The organism is Amycolatopsis sp. NPDC023774 (genome assembly GCF_040639695.1).
Taxonomy (GTDB): Bacteria; Actinomycetota; Actinomycetes; order Mycobacteriales; family Pseudonocardiaceae; genus Amycolatopsis.
This window is the reverse complement of the sequence record NZ_JBFAAJ010000016.1, coordinates 90,677-108,195: the sequence shown is the minus strand read 5'-3', so window position 1 is coordinate 108,195 and position 17,519 is coordinate 90,677. Positions and strand designations below refer to the sequence as shown.

12 protein-coding genes and 2 pseudogenes are annotated in these 17,519 nt (G+C 69.5%); 4 read left to right on the top strand and 10 right to left on the bottom strand.

The features are described 5' to 3' along the window. Positions 1-126: 126 nt before the first annotated feature. The 4 genes from AB0F91_RS28550 to AB0F91_RS28535 all read right to left on the bottom strand — a co-directional run bounded on the left by AB0F91_RS28550 (position 127) and on the right by AB0F91_RS28535 (position 5,397). Positions 127-831, bottom strand: a complete 705-nt coding sequence (locus AB0F91_RS28550) for a GAF and ANTAR domain-containing protein (RefSeq protein WP_360602281.1) — start codon at positions 829-831, stop codon at positions 127-129. Positions 832-1,329: 498 nt separating this feature from the next. Then, positions 1,330-2,382, bottom strand: coding sequence for a DUF916 domain-containing protein (locus AB0F91_RS28545; RefSeq protein ID WP_360602280.1), 1,053 nt, complete (start codon positions 2,380-2,382; stop codon positions 1,330-1,332). An 89-nt stretch (positions 2,383-2,471) separates the two neighbouring features. Continuing rightward, positions 2,472-4,064 (bottom strand): metallophosphoesterase family protein, encoded by a 1,593-nt coding sequence (locus AB0F91_RS28540; protein ID WP_360602278.1) that lies wholly within the window; start codon positions 4,062-4,064, stop codon positions 2,472-2,474. Between the two features lie 121 nt (positions 4,065-4,185). Further along, positions 4,186-5,397, bottom strand: coding sequence for a HupE/UreJ family protein (locus AB0F91_RS28535; protein WP_360602276.1), 1,212 nt, complete (start codon positions 5,395-5,397; stop codon positions 4,186-4,188). Between the two features lie 181 nt (positions 5,398-5,578). On the opposite strand from AB0F91_RS28535, the gene AB0F91_RS28530 reads away from it, so the two are divergent. Continuing rightward, positions 5,579-6,232: a hypothetical protein gene (locus tag AB0F91_RS28530; RefSeq protein ID WP_360602274.1), complete on the top strand. Its 654-nt coding sequence runs from the start codon at positions 5,579-5,581 to the stop codon at positions 6,230-6,232. 61 nt (positions 6,233-6,293) lie between these two features. Here the strand turns inward: AB0F91_RS28530 and AB0F91_RS28525 are convergent, their stop codons facing one another. Together AB0F91_RS28525 and AB0F91_RS28520 are read right to left on the bottom strand one after the other, a co-directional pair. After that, positions 6,294-7,184, bottom strand: a complete 891-nt coding sequence (locus AB0F91_RS28525; protein WP_360602272.1) for an SDR family oxidoreductase — start codon at positions 7,182-7,184, stop codon at positions 6,294-6,296. 41 nt (positions 7,185-7,225) lie between these two features. Next, on the bottom strand, positions 7,226-7,972 hold the full coding sequence (locus AB0F91_RS28520; protein ID WP_360602270.1) for an SDR family oxidoreductase: 747 nt from the start codon (positions 7,970-7,972) through the stop codon (positions 7,226-7,228). Between the two features lie 290 nt (positions 7,973-8,262). On the opposite strand from AB0F91_RS28520, the gene AB0F91_RS28515 reads away from it, so the two are divergent. Next, on the top strand, positions 8,263-11,640 hold the full coding sequence (locus AB0F91_RS28515) for a phosphodiester glycosidase family protein (protein WP_360602268.1): 3,378 nt from the start codon (positions 8,263-8,265) through the stop codon (positions 11,638-11,640). Positions 11,641-11,697: 57 nt separating this feature from the next. Here AB0F91_RS28515 and AB0F91_RS28510 read toward each other — a convergent pair whose 3' ends face one another. The 4 genes and pseudogenes from AB0F91_RS28510 to AB0F91_RS28495 all read right to left on the bottom strand — a co-directional run bounded on the left by AB0F91_RS28510 (position 11,698) and on the right by AB0F91_RS28495 (position 13,655). Next, entirely contained in the window at positions 11,698-12,078 is a 381-nt protein-coding gene (locus tag AB0F91_RS28510; RefSeq protein ID WP_360602266.1) for a DUF427 domain-containing protein, read from the bottom strand. Between the two features lie 294 nt (positions 12,079-12,372). Continuing rightward, positions 12,373-12,753: pseudogene (locus AB0F91_RS28505) on the bottom strand (trypsin-like serine protease); the annotation flags it as partial. Positions 12,754-12,895: 142 nt separating this feature from the next. Next, entirely contained in the window at positions 12,896-13,267 is a 372-nt protein-coding gene (locus tag AB0F91_RS28500; protein WP_360602422.1) for a hypothetical protein, read from the bottom strand. Between the two features lie 22 nt (positions 13,268-13,289). Next, positions 13,290-13,655 carry a hypothetical protein gene (locus AB0F91_RS28495; RefSeq protein WP_360602264.1) on the bottom strand — a complete coding sequence of 122 codons (366 nt, stop codon included), beginning with the start codon at positions 13,653-13,655 and terminating at the stop codon, positions 13,290-13,292. A gap of 430 nt (positions 13,656-14,085) precedes the next feature. On the opposite strand from AB0F91_RS28495, the pseudogene lanKC reads away from it, so the two are divergent. Further along, a pseudogene (gene lanKC, locus AB0F91_RS28490) lies at positions 14,086-16,633 on the top strand (class III lanthionine synthetase LanKC). Positions 16,634-16,666: 33 nt separating this feature from the next. Next, complete coding sequence (locus AB0F91_RS28485) at positions 16,667-16,813, top strand: SapB/AmfS family lanthipeptide (protein WP_360602263.1); 147 nt, start codon at positions 16,667-16,669, stop codon at positions 16,811-16,813. Positions 16,814-17,519 lie beyond the last annotated feature (706 nt).

Genomic DNA, 17,519 nt, shown 5'->3' with positions numbered 1-17,519 from the left:
CGGCACAGCACCTCCGTGGAACCGCGGTTCCTCACCGCGAGCTACGCGCGGCCGTGCGAGCAGCGCCGACGCGCCAACCAGCCCAGGTCGCTCGGGGGAAGGTGCCCGGTGCCGCGGCGGAGTGAGTCAGCGGTCGGACACCGTCGTCACAAAGCGGATCGCGATGTCGCGGAGTTTGGTGTTCGTCGTCTGCGACTCGGCGATCAAGCGCTCCATCGCTTCGTCCGCGTCGATGCGGTGGATGGCCATGAGCATGCCCTTGGCCTGCTCGATCACGGCGCGCGAACGCATCGCGTGGTCGAGCTGTTCGGCGCGGCCGCGGGCGGCCCGGTAGCGGTGGTGCGTGCGCAGGCCGAAGGCGACCATGGTGATGTAGACCTTGAGCAGCTGGCTGTCGAGCTCGCGGAAGCCGTGGTCGCCGAAGCCGAAGAGGTTGAGCGCGCCGGAGAGGTTCTCGTCGACGTGCAGGGGGGCCGCCAGGTAGCTGCCGAGGCCGAGTTCCTTGGCGACGTCGGTGAACTCGCGCCAGCGGTAGTCCGCGGCGGGCAGCGACAGGCGGACGATCTCGCCCGTGTCGGCGGCCTGCAGACAGGGGCCTTCGCCGGCGGCGTACTGCGCGGCGTCGACCTGGGTGGCCCGCGGGTCGGTGGTCGCGGCCGTCTCACCCTTGCCCGAGCGGATCACGGTCACGCTCGCCATGTCGGCGCCCGGGACAGCGCGCACGGCTTCGGCGCAGATCACCTCCAAGAGCGCGGTTCCCTGCTCGTCGTCCTCGAGGGCGCGGGTGAGGCCGAGCATGGCCTCGGCGAGCTCGTCGAGCTCTTCCGACATCTTCGTCTCCTCATCCACTCCGCCTGTCTCCTGTCGTGCCCGTGCAGGCGGGGTTCCGTTCCCGCCGGCCTCCGTGAAGCCGCTGGGATCCCAACGGAACTTTCGCGATTTTACCGAACAGCCCGGCCGAGACGAGATGTTGATCGTCGCTTGGGTCAGTGGCAGCCGATCGCGGCCCCGCGCTCGGGGCCTTCACCACGGGCAAGCCGGTGCACGTCGACGACCTCACATCGGGCAGGGGTCGTCGGCCGGGTTTCGCCGCACGCGCTGCGGTAGGGCGGCCGGAGATGCCGGTTGAGTGCCTTGTGGACTCAACCGGCGTTCGAGGCGTCGAGGATCAGCTCGCCGTGCCGGCGCCACACGGCCGCGTCGCGGAGGCCCAGTCCGAAGCCTTGGAAACCGGTTCCGTGGAGCGGATGGCTTCGTCGGCAAGCCGTCCGACGAGGTGGTGGTCTCGTCCGAAGCCGTCGCGCCATGGGCACGACGGCACCCGAACCTTCAGGACACGACGGTTTCGGACTCAGCGGACTCGGCCGCCGCGGTCTCGGACTCAGCGGAGGGGCGCTCCACCGGGCTTGCTTCGGCTGAGCCCACCGGCCGCTTGCGCAGCCGCCGAACCACCAAAACGACAACGAGCACAAGCAACACCAGCACGACCAGCAACGTCCACGGAACCGCCCAGCCACCAGCCGAACCGGGCACGACCGCGAGCGGCGCGACGGAGCCGGACGCGTCGGTGAGCAGCGGCGTGATCGAGACCTCGGCGGCCACCCGCCCCGCCGGAACCACACCGTGGACGGGCACCGAAACGTGCCAGGTCTCCCCCGGCAGCAGCTGCGGCGAGTCCGGGATCGCGGCGGCCGGGGTGGTCCAGGCGCCGAACAAGCTGGAGACCGAAGCGCTCTGGCGGGCGGCGGTGATCGCGTTACCGGTGTTGTGCAGGGTGTAGGACAGCTTGGCGTCACCCGTGCCGAACGGGTTCACCGTGCCCGAGTAGTCGACGTGCGCGTCCTCGACGGACAGCGCGGGCGTCAGGTCACCGCCCACGCGCAGGCGGATGCGGATACCGAGGCGGCGCTCGACGGTGCCCTGCTGCACCGACGTGACGATGCCGCCCAGGAAGTCACCGGCCTTGGTGCCGGGCGGGACGGCGATCGTGAAGGGCACGTCGGCCGATTCGCCGGGCCCCAGCTTCACGTGGTCGCTCGCCGCGCGCGCCCACGCGCCGACGCCGACCGACTTCTTGTCGCGCGCGAGGAGGTCGACCTGCCCGTCGGGCCGGGTGAACGCGTCCGCGGTGTACACGGCCAGCTCCAGCGGCGCGGTGCTGTTGTTGACGACCTTGAGACCGTCGTGCACCTGCTCCCCCGCCTCGGCGGTGTAGCTGTAGTTGACGCGATCGGCGCCGAACTCGTTGTCCGCGGTACTGACGGCCCAGGGCACGGTGTCCTGGGAAGCGGTGTCCTGAGCGGCGGCGGGCATCACCGTGGTGACGGCGAACCCGGCGGCGAGCAGCACCGCGGCGAGCGCGCGGGTGAGCGTGGAACGCATGTGCAGTCCTCGGGCAGGTGGGCAGAACGGAAGGGGCGGCAGGGGCGGGTACCGGCGAGCACCCGCCCCTGCCCGGTGGATCAGGCGAGTCAGCTCAACGCGGTGAGCGTGGAGCCGAGCTTGCCGAGGGTCTGGCTCAGCCAGTACGGACCACCGTGACCGTCGTTGCCGTGACCGTTGTCACCGTGGCCGTTGTCACCGTGGCCGTTGTTGTTGCCGGGCTTGTACGGGTGGATGACGACCTGGTCGACCAGGGAACCGACCTTGCCCGCGGGCGAAGCACCCTCGTCCGGGCCGCACCACTTGACGTTGCCGCGCTCGACAGCGGCGTTCGGAGCGGCACAGGTGCCACTGCGGACGTTCTCGACCATCAGCTTGTCGTCCCGCACCTCGACCTTGACATAGGTGCGCACGTGCTCCTGGTTCTCGACCGAGTTGGCCCAGTGGTTGTCCGGGTTGAGCGGGTCGGCCCCGTAGTTCGGGTCCTTCGTGGTGTCCGGGTCTGTGAGGTCGTAGTACTTCGACCCCGACGCGGAGTTCGCCGTCACGTAGACGACGCCGCCCGGCCCCTGCTGGACCTGCGTGGCGCCCGGCTGCTCGGCCGGGTTGGCCTTCTTGCCGTTCTTGATCACGTAGCTGCGCGAGTAGCTGTGGTCGTGACCCTGCAGAACCAGATCGACACCCAGGTTGGAGAACGCCGTCGGGAAGTCCTGGCGGCGCAGCTGGTTGTCACCGTCGTTGGCGTGGTCCGCCGGCGAGTAGATCGAGTGGTGGTACACGAGCACCGTGTACTTGGCCTCGCCGCCGTGCTTCTTGATCACGTCGGTGACGTAGGCGATGTGCGCCTCGTCCGCGCTGTTGGCGTAGGCGTTGCTGTTCAGGTCGATGAACAGCACACCCTTGTAGGTGTACCAGTAGTCGCCACCGGAGTTCGTGTTCTGCGAGCCGTTGTAGAACGGCGTCGAACGGTCGGTGTTCGGCGTCCAGAAGTGCTGCTCGTAGGCCTTGCCGCCGACGTCGTGGTTGCCGATGGTGGCGGCCCACGGGTACTGGCGCAGCTTGTCCGAACCCAGGAACGCGTCCCAGTCCGCCTCGGTGTTGGCGGACTCGACCTGGTCGCCACCCGACACGAGGAGCTCGGCCTTCGGGTTGGCGGCCAGCGACACGTTCAGGGTGTCGGCCCAGCCGGCCCCGTCCTTCGCGACGTCACCCGACGAACCGATCTGCGGGTCACCGTAGAACAGGAAGTCGAAGTCGCCCTTGAAGGACTGCGTCTTGAAGGAGTACGTCGGCGACCAGCCGTCACCGTTGCCGATGCGGTAGGAGTACGCCGTGTTCTGCTGCAAGCCGTCGAGGGTGGCGTGCGCGTTGAACCCACCGTTGACCGCGTTGCTGCCGATGACCGCCGAGAACTTCTTGGCGTTGGTGGGGAACTTGCCGTGGTTGAGCCGATTGGTCGGCACCAGCTCGACCGTCTGGTCCGCGTTGGTCGAGGTGTACCAAGACAACACGCGCTGCGATTCCTTGGCGCCGACACCGAGGACGATGGTGTTCGCCTTGGCCGGCGGGGTCGGCGTCCACGGGGCGGCAGTCGCCGAGCCGTTGCCGAACGCCAGCATGAGGCTCACGCCCACCGTCGCGATGCCGAAGGCGAGGTTGCGCCCGGATCTGGAAGGTTTCATCGGATGTGCTTTCCCTTTCGGGTCAATGGGTCGGGAAGACCGATTGGTAGCGTTATCGCCGTTGGTGTGCGGAAGGTGAACTTCGTCGGAAGCACGGGTGGCCCACCCTGGAATTACGTGGTCAGCCGGCCGCGATGCGCTGCACGAACCACGTGAGGCCCATCACTGAAACGGCGGCGGCAATGACGCCGGTCGTCCACTGTGGAGCGAAGGTCGCGCGACGGCGGATCAGCACCAGAAGCGGGAAAACCATCGCGATGATCGCCAGCTGCACCGTCTCGATGCCGACGTTGAACACGAGCAGCGACCACAGAAGTGTCCAAGACCACGCGGTGTCGATGCCCAGCGCCGACGCGAACCCGAGGCCGTGGCAGAGGCCGAAGCAGAAGACCACGGCGAGCCGGGTCCACCCGGTGCGGTCGAGGCTGAAGTGACCTTCGCCGGTGAGGTCGTCGTCGATGCCGTTGACCTTGCGCCGCCACAGCCGCCACAGCGGCCAGGCCGCGACCACCGCGATCGAGAGGGCGATGAGGGGCTCGATGATCGCGGCGGGCACCGTGACCAGGCCGAGCGCCGCCAGCACGAATGTGACGGAGTGGGCCAGCGTGAACGTGGTCGCCGCCAGCACGATCTCGCGCAGGCGACGGGAGCCGGCGATGAGCGCGAGCAGGAAGAGGATGTGGTCGAGACCAGTGAGCAGGTGCTCCGCGCCGAGCCGGAAGAACTCCCAGAACCGCTCACCGAACGACTGCTGCGTGGAGAACGACGGCTGGTGCGCGTCGAGGGCGGCGCTGCCCGACGTCAGGTCGAGGTCGTAGGTGACGACGGTCTTGGTGTCGCGGACGTAGCCCTCGGCGTCGGGGAACAGCGCGCTGCGCACCTCGTGGGCATCGCCGCTGCCGCAGTGGTAGTCGAGGTCGAGCAGCGCATAGGGCACACCTTCCCGCTGTTCCAGGCGGAAACCGCCGTCTTTCGTCGGCGTGCAGGGACTTTGCGTGCTCACGTGGAAGCGTTCCGTCACGTACTTGATCACCGTGGCCGCGTGGTCGTCGAGCGCTTTCGCCTGCGCGGCGGAATCTCTTGCGTCGAACGCAGCGGTGCCCTGCTTGAACAGCGGGTCGTCGTGCTCGTAGTCGGCGGCCGACACGACCAGCAGGTCGTATTCGAGCCCCAGCTCCGCGCGCACCTGCCCGGAGCCGACTGAGGTGACGTCGGCGTAGACGACCGACGAAAACCCGTGCGCCGAGGCGGTGGAAGTGCCGAGAATAACCGCCAGCGCGGCGAACGCGAAAACTATTGCCAGGCGGGCGAAACGTCTGCTGGGGCGGGGCATGGACTTCCTCTTTCCGGTTGCTCGCCAGCACTTTGCTGGGCTCAAGCGAACAAGCGGCAGAGGGCGGGCGAACACGCAGCGACCGGATTCCGACGGAAGAAAGCGGCAGCCCGGAAACGCGCGGCGATCGGGTAGGAAGGACACCGACCCGCGCACCACTGGCCCGAAAGGACAATCCGGCTTGCGTTCACGATTCGTGGTCGTCGGTGTACTGACTGCAGTGCTGCTGAGTGGATGCGGCGCCACCGACGATTGGTCGGGACCACACCCCGCGCCCACCGCGGTCGGGGTGCTCGGCCAGGGGTTCACCAGTACGCCGCCGACTCCGGAGGCGACCATCACCCCACGCCCGGGCTCGTGGGACGCCGTGCACCCGGCACCGGGCTACCGCGTGGTGCTCCTGACCGCCGGCGACGACCCGCAGACGAAGACCCTGGTCGGCGCGGTCAACGACTGGGCTTCGCAGGAGAAGGTGAGCCTCAAGGTCGTCACGGCCGACGACCCCCACCGCCACACCGACAGCATCGTCGATGCCATGAACCTCGCCCCCGACCTCATCATCACGGCCGGCAGCGAACTCGTCGACGCGATCACCGTGGTCACCGCCAGCCACCTCGACCGGCAGTTCCTCGTGCTCGGCGCGGAAATCGCCGAACCGACCGTCAACGTCACCGCCGCCAACTGGCCGGGCGCCACCTTCCGCGGCGCCGGCCTCACCACCGCCACGGGCGATGACCCGGCGTCCTTCACGCCGGCCCGCGCGGCGGCGGCCGTGCGGGCGGGGGTGGCGAGCGTCCTGAGTGGACTCACGGGGATCGTCATCCGGCTGGAGTAGGCATGGCGAAGGGAGGGAAGCCGGGGCTCCCCTCCCTGGTCCGCAGTCCCTTCCGGACGGGCTACTTCCGGATCGTGAGCAGATCCGCCAGGTCGATGCGCTCGTAGAACTCGCGGTGGATGCGGTCGGCGACCGCCGAGACCTCGGCCGAACCGTCGTCGGACGGGTCGATGATCACGCGGTAGGGACGTTCGCCGCGGGGCAGGGCGACGATGCGGGCGATCTCGGCGGCGACCGAGGAGACGTCTGCGTCGGCCGGCTCGAGGGCGGCGAGCTTGCCCGAAACCTGCTCCATCAGGCCGGCGTACTTCGTCTCGTAGTCGGCGACCACGGCATCGTCAGCCGGGCGGCCCGAGTGGGCGAAGTGGTTGGTGCCCGAGGTGAACGCGCCGGGGACCACGATCGACGTCTCGATGCCCCATCGGGTCAGCTCGGTGGAGTAGCTGACCGCGAGTGCGTCCATCCCGGCCTTCGCGGCGAAGTACGGCGCGAGGTACGGCGGAGTGCCGCCCTTGACGCTGGAGCTGGAGACCCACACCACCAGGCCCTCGCCACGGCGGCGCATGCCGGGCAGCACGGCGCGGTTCACGCGCTGGGTGCTGAGCACGTTCACGTCGTAGAGCTCGGCGAGCTGCTCCGGAGTGAAGGCCTCGGCCGGACCGGTGACCATGTGGCCGGCGTTGTGGATCAGCACGTCGATGGTGCCTCTGTCCGCCTCGATTCGCGCGACCGCCGCGTCGATGGAGTCCTGCGAGTTCACGTCGAGTTCGATGGCACGCAGGTCGACGCCGTGTTCCTTCGAGTAGTCGGCGGCGGCCTGGACCTGCGGGGCGTTGCGGCCGGTCGTCTCACGCATGCCGGCGTAGACGGTGTGGCCCTGGTCGGCCAGCGCGCGAGCGGTGAGCGCGCCGAAGCCGCTGGAAGCACCGGTGATGACGATGGTCTGGGACATGGAAGTCCTCCTTCGAAGCAGCAGGCGGGTGAGCGGCGAGCTCAGATGGCTCCGCCGTTGGCGTAGATCACCTGGCCGTTGACCCAGCGGGCCGGGCCGGCGAGGAAGGCGACGGCTTCGGCGACGTCTTCGGGCACGGCGAGGCGCTCGAGCGGCGGGACCTTGGCGAGGCGGTCGATGACCTCCTGCGGCTTGCCTTCGAGAAACAGGGCGGTGGCGGTGGGGCCAGGGGCCACGGCGTTGACCGTGACGTCACGTCCGCGCAGCTCGCGGGCCAGGATCAGGGTGATCGCGTCGACCGCGCCCTTGGAGGCGGCGTAGGCGGTGTAGTTGTTGAGCGCCAGCTTGGTGACCGACGACGAGAAGTTGATCAGGGCGCCGCCGGCGCGCAGACGGCGCGCGGCCTGCTGGTCGACCACGAAGGTGCCGCGGATGTTGGTGCGGTGCATGCGGTCCAGATCGTCGAGCTTGAGCTCGGTCAGCGGGGCCAGCAGCATGATCCCGGCGGTGTGCACGACCACGTCGACCCCGCCGTAACGCTGCTCCGCAGTGTCGAACAGCGCGGCCACCTGGTCCTCGTCGGCCACGTCGGCTTGCGCGGAGCTGGCCACCCCGCCCGCGGCGGTGATCGCGGCCACGACCTCCTCGGCCCGCTGCGGGTTGCCCGAGTAGTGCACCAGCACCTGCATCCCGTCCTTGGCCAGGCGCTCGGCCACAACCCGCCCGATCCCACCCGAACCACCGGTGACGATCGCGACGCGCTGCTTGGTGTTCTCCGTGCTGGTCATCTCAGCCTCCGTATCAGTGTTCCGCTCTAGTAGTACCAACGTTACAGCTTAACTCGTATCTGCGCTAGAACCTTCCCGTATCGACGTTATGACCTGCGTAACATCGGTACGTAGCCGCGCTACTTGCGCTATCCGCACTGGTGTGGCACAACGCACGCGGCGTTTCGCCCGGTTTGGAACCGCCCGTTCCCTGCCGCACCCCTCGTCGCCGACAGCCGGACATCTTGTTTTCACGGGGCGGTGCTGGGGTGACGTGCGCACATCCCCGTGCACCGGAACGAGGAGCTGTCTTGAAACGCAGTCGAAGAAGCAGCGCGGTGGTGGCCGCTCTGCTCGCGGGAAGCGTGGTCACCTTCGGGGCCACCGGAACGGCGGAGGCCTCGGTACCCAAGCCGTGGCTGCCGGCCACTCCCGCGAACTGGAGCCTCGTCGTCGACCAGACGAAGACGACGCCGGTGACCGTCACGCGCGGCGTGACCCAGTACTCCGAGACCTACGACACCGTCGGCGGCCGCCAGCACACCCAGGTGCTCGACGTGAACCTCGGTGACCCGAACGTACGCCTCGGCGTGGTCGAAGCCGGCGACGTGGTCACCAACCCGGCCGACGAGACGGTCGCGTCGATGGCCGCTCGCACCCACGCGGTGGCCGGCGTCAACGGCGACTTCTTCGAGATCAACGCCAGCGGCCGCCCGCTCGGCGGCGTGATCACGAACGGCAAGCTGCTCAAGAGCCCACGCCCGAACTTCAACGCGCAGCTCGGTGTGCGCGCCGACGGCACGATGGTGCTCGGCCCGCAGACCTTCTCCGGCTCGGTCAAGGACGGCGCCGCCAGCACTCCCCTGACTTCTGTCAACGTTGTCAACGACGTCGCGTCCGGCGGCATCACCGAGATCACCCCCGACCTCGGCGGCGCGACGGCGCTTCCGGCGAGCACGCTCGTGCTCGGGCGCGAGACGAAGGCGGGCACGTTCGTCGTCGACTCCGTGCAGACGGGCGTCACCGCGGCGCCGGCCCTGCCGAAGGGCCGGCTCGGCCTCCTCGGCGGCGGCGCCGGCGGCACATGGCTGTCGACCACCGTCCACAGTGGAGACTCGGTCTCGGTCACGGCCGACACCGGCGGCCTCGAGCAGCTGCTGTCCGGCTCGACCATGCTGGTCAAGGACGGCGCGGTCTACGACGACCCCACCGGCAACCCGCCGGGCGGCGTCAACCCCGAGACCGTGATCGGCGTGAGCAAGGACGGCAGGCACACGATCATCGCCACCCTCGACGGGCGCCTCGGCGCGAGCGCGGCGCTGGGCGTGACGCCGGCACAGGTCGCGGGCTACATGGTCGCCCACGGCGCGTACAACGCCGTGCTCTTCGACGGCGGCGGCTCCACCGAGATGGTGGCCCGCAAGCCGGGTGACCCCGCCGTCTCGGTGATGAACAGCCCGTCGGACGGCCACGAGCGGCCGGTCGCCAACGGCCTGTTCCTGTACTCGACCGAGCAGGCCCCCGGCTTCGCGCGCACGGTGATCGTCAACGGCGGCAAGGGCGTGGACACCGTGCCCGGCGCGACCGTGCCGGTCCCCGCGTTCGGCCTCGACTCGCTCGGCAACCCCGCGCGTGAGAAGGCTTCTGTGCAGGTCGTGCCGTCGACACTCGGTTCGTGGCAGGACGGCCAGTTCACCGCGGACCACGCGGGCACCGGCGTGCTGATCGCCCACGCGGGCACCGCGGTCTCCGTGCAGCCACTGCGGGTCGTCGACCGGCTCGGGTCGCTGCAGATCTCCCCGACCGACCCGGACCTCAACAACGGTGGCACGCAGACGTTCACCCTGTCCGGCTCGACGTCCACGGGCACCGCGGTCGCCATCCCCGCCGCCGCGGCTTCGTGGGCGGTGAGCGACGCGGCGCTGGGCAGCGTCGACAAGTCCGGTGTCTTCACGGCGGACGCGGTGAACTCGGGCCTGGAGAAGGTGACGGCGAAGGTCGGCGGCGCCACGGCGACCGCGACCGTGGCCATCGGCAGCGTGTCGCAGGAGCTCAACGACTTCAGCGACCCGGCCGCGTGGAGTCTGCGCAACACCACGGGCCAGCCGGCCACGATGGTCGCCGCGCCGGGCGTGGTTCCGCCCGGTTCGACGGCTTCGGCCTCGACGCAGCTGACGTACACGATGCCCGCGGGCTCCGGCGTGAAGCAGCTCGTGCTGTCGCCGAAGACCACCATCACGGCCGGCGCCAACGCCGGCGGGCAGAACCCGACCGGCATCGGCGTGTGGGTGAAGGGCGACGGCACCGGCATCCAGCTTGCCGAGTCGTACCTCGGCATCGACGGCGCCACCACCACGCTGTACCCGACCACGGTGACGTGGCAGGACTGGCGCCTGGCCATCGCGACGCTGCCGCCGGGGCTGAACTTCCCGCTGCGGATCAGTTTCGTCGACTTCCTCACGATCAACCCGAGCCAGACGACGTCGGGCACGCTGAACGTGAGCGGCCTGCAGGCGCTGTACTCACCGCGTCCGCTGGTCACGCCGCCGTACCAGGCGATCCCGCAGAACCCCTCGTGGCTGAAGTTCTCGGAGAACGCCGCGGACTTCTCGCGTTCTGGCTCGACGATGCTGCTGGGCGACGACGCGCACATGGTGGCGAGCGACCCGGGTTCGGCCTCGTCGAACGTCATGGACACCATCAAGGGCCGGTTGCCGACGTTGCCTGCGCAGGCACGGCCGTCTTCGGTGCAGGCGCTGGGTGACATGTCGGACGACGGCGCGGTGCCCGACCTGCAGTACGCGCAGCAGAAGATCGCCGCGCTGGGCGTGCCGTACCACGACGTGGTGGGCAACCACGAGATCAGCCAGGGCGTGCTGCCGGAGAACGGCAACTTCGCCCAGGTCTTCGGGGCCACGCACTACCAGTACAAGGCCGGCGACGCGCAGGTGATCGTCACCGACAACGCGCACGGCAGCCTGCAGTCGTCGGACGCCTTCCAGTCGCCCGCCGAGGCGCAGTACCCGTGGCTGGTCAAGCAGCTCACGGACGCTTCGTCGCAGACCGTGCTGGTGACCACGCACATGCCGGCGTACGACCCCCACCCGGTGGCCAACAGCCAGTTCAGCGACCGGTGGGAGGCGCGCATGTACGTGCGGCTGGTGCAGCGCTACCAGCAGACGCACCCGGACAAGCACGTGGTGATGCTGTACGGCCACGCGCGCGGGTTCGCCGACCAGGTCATCGACCCGCTGGGCAACCCGACGTCGCCGGCCGCCGGGGGCATCCCGCAGCTGACGATTGCGGACCTCGGCATGCCGGCGTACGCGCCTTCGGACGAGGGCGGCATCTACCACTTCGTGCTGCTGCACACCGCTCGTGGTGACGTGCAGTTCTCGGTGGAGCCGGTGCTGTCGTCGATCGCGGTGACGGTGCCTTCGTCTTCGCTGCGGACGGGTGCTTCGGCCAGTGCTTCCGCCACCGGCGCCGAGGTCGGCGGGGACAACCTCCCCGCGGCCACGATGCCCATCGCCGATCCGGCCTCGCACGTGTGGTCGTCGAGCGACTCTCGCGTTGCTTCGGTGGACGCGAAAACGGGCAAGATCACCGCTCGCCGGGCGGGCACCGTGACGATCTCGGTGTCCAGCGGTGGCGTGACGGGGTCGGCGGAGCTGACTGTGACCCGCTGAGCTTGCCGATCGGCCGGGCGCGCTCCTTTTTTGGGGCGCGCCCGGCTTTTTCGTGGGTCAGGCGGGCAGTTCCTCGATCGAGACGCGGTCCGCGTAGAACGCGAGGTGGTCCTTGATCGGGGACACCGCGTCGTAGGGCTTCTCGTACGTCCAGACGGCGTTGTCACCCGCGGAGCCGGCCGGAGTGAGGGAGTAGTAGGACGCGTTGCCCTTGTACGGGCAGTACGTGTGGTGCTCGGTGCGCGCGAGCGCGGCGAAGTCGACATCCTCGCGCGGGATGTACTGCACCGCCGGGTAGGTGGACTCGCGCAAGACCTGCGCGCGGGTCGTGTCGGCGATGACCGTGTCGCCCAGCTTCACCAGCACACGGGCCGGGTTGACCTCGACGGTGATCGGGTGGTCGGGGCCGGGGATCTTCTGCTGCGTTGCCTGGGACATGGGTCTCCTCGTTCCGCAGTGGTTTCTCTCGAATGACAACCACGAAGCGGCGCGGACCCTTCCCGTCGCCTGCTCGAGCTTCACTTCGCCGGCCGCGTCCTGCCCCGCTGAGCTGGGCAGACGGTTCGATCCTGCGCCAAGGACGCCATGTTGCACGACTGGTTCGCCGACAACTCCAGCCGGTACCCGGTGTGTGAGGGGCGGCGGGAAATACTCCACGAGCTGAAGACCCGTCGCACCGGCGGGCGACGTCACGGAGGCCGCCGGTGATGGGCGGCCTCCGGCCTGACCTCGTCAACCGCCCGCGACCTGCGAGATCCAGGGGCGGTACTGCGTGATGTTGGCGCAAACGGCGATGCCGCCCGTGTAGTCGCGACAGGTGATGGAGTTGACGCGGACGTCGGCGATCTTGAGCAGGCGGGAGTGGCAGTTGATCTCCGAGCCGCACTGGCTGGTGGCGGCCCGGCCGTAGACCTGGACGGTCTGGCGGACGGCGACGTCACCGGTGCGGCCAAGCGGCGAGTATGGGGCGCTGACCGAGGTGGACAGGTGCGCGATGGCCAGGTCGGCGACGCCGTGCTTCGCGGTGAGGATGTAGCGCGGCGCGATGATGATGGCGGTGCAGTTCTGCCGGCCGTTCACGAAGAGCCGCGCGGCCCACGGGGCGCTCGAGGCAGTGCCGCCGCCAGGCGAGGGCCGGAGAGGCGCTGACGACGGCCATCGTTGGCCGACGCGAGCAGCATCAAACACGTGCGCAGACGCATGTTCGCTCGTTTCTGCGGCTACGCGCAGTTCTGCGTAGTGTTTCCGAGGCCGGTCAGGCCGCGACGCGCTTGGGCGCGGTCCGCCACAGCCAGTACAGGCCGACCAGCGGCAGCACGAGCGGGATGAAGACGTAGCCCTGGCCGTAGACCGACCACACCGTCGCGTCGGGGAAGGCCTGGCGGTCGAAGATGCTGAGCGTGCCGACCGTCAGCACCCCGAGGAATTCGACGCTGCACGCCACGAGCGCCACGCGCCACCAGCGTTCACCGCCTTTCGCGAGGGCGAAGGTGGCGAGGAGGTAGACAACGGCGGCGAAGGCCGAGAGCACGTAGGCCAGCGGCGCTTCGTGGAACTTCGTGCCGATCTGGACGCCGGCGCGTGAGGTCGCGGCCAGCGCGAAGATCGCGTACACCGCGACCAGCACCCGGCCCGGGCCCGTGGCCGTCTTACGCGCTTGCTCCACTCCACACCTCGTTCAGTCGCAGCACCATCACCGGGATGGCCAGGCAGGCGATGCCGAGCACGACCGTGCTCGACCGGCTCCGCTCGGCCAGCGCCCACACCGCGCCGACCGGCAGCACGACCAGGCAACCGATCAGGTAGGCCAGGAACGTGGCGAGGCTGCCGGGCTTCTCACCGCTCGCGAGCAGCACGATGCCGACCACGAGCTGGGTGAGGAGCAGCACCTCCACCACACCGAGCGCGACGAGCAGCGGGGTGTCCGGCAGGCGCTTGCGCGCGGCCTGCACGAAGCTCCACAGCGCGACCAGCAGTGCACACACCGCCACCGCCACCGCGAAACCGAGAATCACCCGTTCCTCCTTCTGCCGCGCTGGCCACAACGTACCCGCTGGCGTTTCCGGGGCTGTTCGCCGAGGGCTGCCGACGTGGCCGGCGCCACGACCGTCGGTCTTCTGTGGACCGAGCCTCCCCAGGCCGGCGCGGCTGTCGAAATCGGACGCCGGAATCCGTTGATGGCGTTCTGCCAATTTGACGGTACAGTTATGCCGCACTTCGCCCGACCTGCATCAACGATGCGCGGCGCCGGATGTTACACCACGACCGAGTGGTCGACTAATCCGTGAAATCACACAGGGTCCCCGGTTTCGGACTCCGGCGACACTTCTGTCTACCCTGATCAGCCCAGCCGAACCCCCGGGTTGGCGGATTGGCCTGTGCACCTCCGGCGTGCGGGAATATTCCTCGTCAGGGAGTGCGGAAGTACGCGGAGGGTGCGGCTTCATGGACATGCGGTATGAAGCGTTCTGCTTCGCGGATCCGCTGTTCTTCGACGAACAACGCGAAACCGGAGCGGCCGCCGACGAATTCGCCGCCGGGCTGCCGGCGCCGGGACCGATGTGGACGGTGGGTACCCGCGGCATCTGGCGCGCACTGCAGCCACAGGGCGTTGAGCTGGCCGAAACAGGGCTGGAAGGTCCACGTTTCGGCCGGGATGGACAATGCGGACCGCGTGCTGGCGGCGGTGCACGAATACTGCCTGGACCGTCGCGTGGCGTTCAAGCACCTGCGATCCCGGACCATCCTCCTGGCGCGGAATTCGAAATACGCACCTCGCGACGGGAGCGGCAAGTTGATCACGCTTTACCCGCTCGACGAGTGCGAACTGGCGCGAATTCTTCAAGATCTTTCCGAGCGGCTGAGCGGCGAGCACGGCGCTTATGTCCTCAGCGACCTTCGGTACGAATCAGGGCCGCTATACGTGCGGTATGGCGGATTCGCCGAACAATGGTTGGAAAACGACGGCACACGAGTGCTCGCGATCCGCAAACCCGACGGTACACCCGTCCCCGACCGGCGTGAGCCCGTTTTCTCGGTACCCGATTGGGTGAAGATTCCGGCCTGCTTGGACGCGAGCCTCGCGGCGCGCAAAAGCGGCGATCCGGAGCAGTTCCCGTACCGCGTGACCAGCTCGCTGCACTTCTCCAACGGCGGCGGCGTGTACCTCGCGGAGCACAAAGAGCACCGCCGGCCGGTCGTGCTCAAGGAGGCCCGGCCCCACGCCGGCCTGGAACGGGAGCTGGTCGACGCCGTCGACCGGTTGCGGCGTGAACACGAGGTGCTGCAGCGGCTGGCGGACGTTCCGGGCGTTCCGGACGCGTACGAGCGCTTCACCGTGTGGGAGCACCACTACCTGGCGATGCAGCGGATGCCGGGGACGTCGCTGGGCAGCTGGCTCGCACTGCACTACCCGCTCACGCGCCGCGACAGCACCGAGGAGGACCTGCTGGCGTACCGCGACCGGGCACTGGGGCTGCTCGCGCAGGTGGAGCGGATCGTCGCCGACCTGCACGAACGCGGGGTGGTGTTCGGCGACCTGCACGCGCTGAACGTGCTGGTGGCCGACGACGACACGGTGTCGCTGATCGACTTCGAGATGGCGTTCGACGTCGCGTCGGATTCGCGGCCGGCGCTGGGCGCGCCGGGGTTCCGCGCGCCGGCCGACCGGCACGGGTTCGACATCGACCGGTACGCGCTGGCGATGCTGCGGCTGTGGCTCTTCCTGCCGTTGGCGACGCTGCTGGAGCTGGCGCCGGCGAAGCTGCGGGGTGCGGCGGAGTTCGCGCAGCGCCGGTTCGGGCTGTCCGACGGGTACGCGGACGAGCTGGTGCGGGTGCTGGGCGCGCCCGGCTCCCTCGTGACACACACCGAGCTCGACGAGGAGCGGCCCGACTGGACGCTGGTGCGCAAGCAGATCGTGGAGGGCGTGCTGGCGTCGGCCACCCCGTCGCGCCTTGACCGGTTGTTCCCGGGCGACATCGAGCAGTTCCGGGTGGGCGGCGCGTGCTTCGGCTTCGGCGCGGCCGGCGTGTTGTGGGCGCTGGACGTGGCCGGGGCCGGCCGGTTCCCGGAGCACGAGCAGTGGCTGCTCGACGCCGTGCGCCGTGAACCGCCCGCGCGGCCGGGGTTCCTCGACGGCAGCCACGGGATCGCGTACGTGCTCGAGCACCTCGGCCACCGCGACGCGGCTTCGGCGTTGCTGGCCGGGTCCCGGGCCCTGGTGGACCAGACCACTGACCACGCGTTCGAGGGCGGGCTCGCTGGGATCGCCTTGACGCAGCTGCACTTCGCGACTTCGCGCGGCGACAACGAGTACGGGCGGCAGGCGTTGGCCACCGCGGTGCAGCTCGCCGAGACGCTGGAGACGGCCGCGCCGCCCGGGAAGTTCGCGCGGGCGGGGCTGTTGAGCGGCTGGTCGGGGCCGGCGTTGCTGTTCATCCGGCTGTACGAGCGGACCGGTGAACCCGCGTGGCTGTCGTTCGCGGACCAGGCGCTGCGCCGCGACCTCGAAGAATGCGCCACCGCCGACGACGGTTCCCTGCAAGTCCGCGACGGCGAGCGTCGAACGCTGCCTTACGCGGGAATCGGCAGCGCCGGGATCTTGCTGGTGCCGGAGCAGCTCGCGCGGGTTTCGCCTTCCGCTGTGGCGTGTTCGAACCTACCCGCGCTGCGCGAGGCGTGCCGCGGCGAGTTCGTGATCCAGCCCGGTCTGCTGCACGGGCGTGCGGGGTTGATGGCGGCGCTGTCGTTCGATGCTTCGCCTTCTGCTCGGGTTCGTGCGGCCATCGACCTGCACCTGGCGCGCCTGGCCTGGCACGCCGTCCCGTTTCGCGGCGGCCTGGCCTTCCCGGGCAACCAGTTGCTGCGCCTGTCGACCGACGTCAACACCGGGAGCGCGGGCGTGCTGCTCGCACTGTCGGCCCTGCTGGACGGCACAGAGGTGCTGCCTTTCCTGGGCGCCACGCCGTCCCCCCACACCTCCGGCCGCTGATGGCCGGGCGGTAGAACACGAGAAGGGATCACCATGGAACTGGTTCTCGACCTGCAGGCCCTGGAAGCCCCCGAAGCCCTCGAAGCCCACCGCGGCGGCCACGGCCACGGGGCGCCGAGCAACCTGAGCCTGCTGGCGTCGTGCGCGCACAGCACGCTCAGCCTGCTGACCTGCCACTGAGTCAGCTGACCTACTGACCCTTCGACCCTTGTCGACCTTCTGACGGTCGTCGGGTGTCACGGACCCGGGTGCGGGAGCGGCGCAGGCCAAGTGTGCCGCTCCCGCCGCACCATTCTGCCGTGGTGCCGTGGGTTGGTCACCGGGTTCGCCGGGTTCTGCCGGGCGGTCGGCGGCAGGTTGGGCCAGTTGGCGTCGTTGGGCTGGTCGGCTCGTTGGACTGGTTGGACTGGTTGGACTCGTTGGACGAGGAGTGAGATGCCCGGGTACGGAGCGCCGTCCGACGATCCCGTCGACACGGCGCCTACCACCGCCCCTGTCAGCGCGAGCCCTCCGGCTTCGGCAAGTTCACCTGTGGCCTGGCAAGTTGCCACAGGCCGCTCGCCCTTGCCGCACCCAACGGCACGCCGCCGCTGCCGGACCTCTCAGCCACCGGCAAGCACCACCTCCGAACGGCAAGTTGCCCATCCTCGCGCTGACTTGCCACAGCGGGCGGCACGACGAAACCGTGCCGCACGACCGGCACGCCGCGAGGTCGAGCGGCAAGGTGCCGAACCGTCACCCGACTTGCCACAGCCAACGCCACGCCACGGCCGGGCGGCACGGCGATGGCCGGCACCCGGCGGAGCCGTGCGGCAAGGTGCCGAACCGCCTGCGGGCTGGCCACAGCCGGTGGCACGCTGCGGGCGCACGGCGAGGAAGGCGGCGA

Bases quoted from the DNA above. Each gene is read 5' to 3' on its own strand.
- AB0F91_RS28550 (WP_360602281.1), bottom strand. From the start codon at position 831: ATGTCGGAAGAGCTCGACGAGCTCGCCGAGGCCATGCTCGGCCTCACC.
- AB0F91_RS28545 (WP_360602280.1), bottom strand. From the start codon at position 2,382: ATGCGTTCCACGCTCACCCGCGCGCTCGCCGCGGTGCTGCTCGCCGCC.
- AB0F91_RS28540 (WP_360602278.1), bottom strand. From the start codon at position 4,064: ATGAAACCTTCCAGATCCGGGCGCAACCTCGCCTTCGGCATCGCGACG.
- AB0F91_RS28535 (WP_360602276.1), bottom strand. From the start codon at position 5,397: ATGCCCCGCCCCAGCAGACGTTTCGCCCGCCTGGCAATAGTTTTCGCG.
- AB0F91_RS28525 (WP_360602272.1), bottom strand. From the start codon at position 7,184: ATGTCCCAGACCATCGTCATCACCGGTGCTTCCAGCGGCTTCGGCGCG.
- AB0F91_RS28520 (WP_360602270.1), bottom strand. From the start codon at position 7,972: ATGACCAGCACGGAGAACACCAAGCAGCGCGTCGCGATCGTCACCGGT.
- AB0F91_RS28510 (WP_360602266.1), bottom strand. From the start codon at position 12,078: ATGTCCCAGGCAACGCAGCAGAAGATCCCCGGCCCCGACCACCCGATC.
- AB0F91_RS28485 (WP_360602263.1), top strand. From the start codon at position 16,667: ATGGAACTGGTTCTCGACCTGCAGGCCCTGGAAGCCCCCGAAGCCCTC.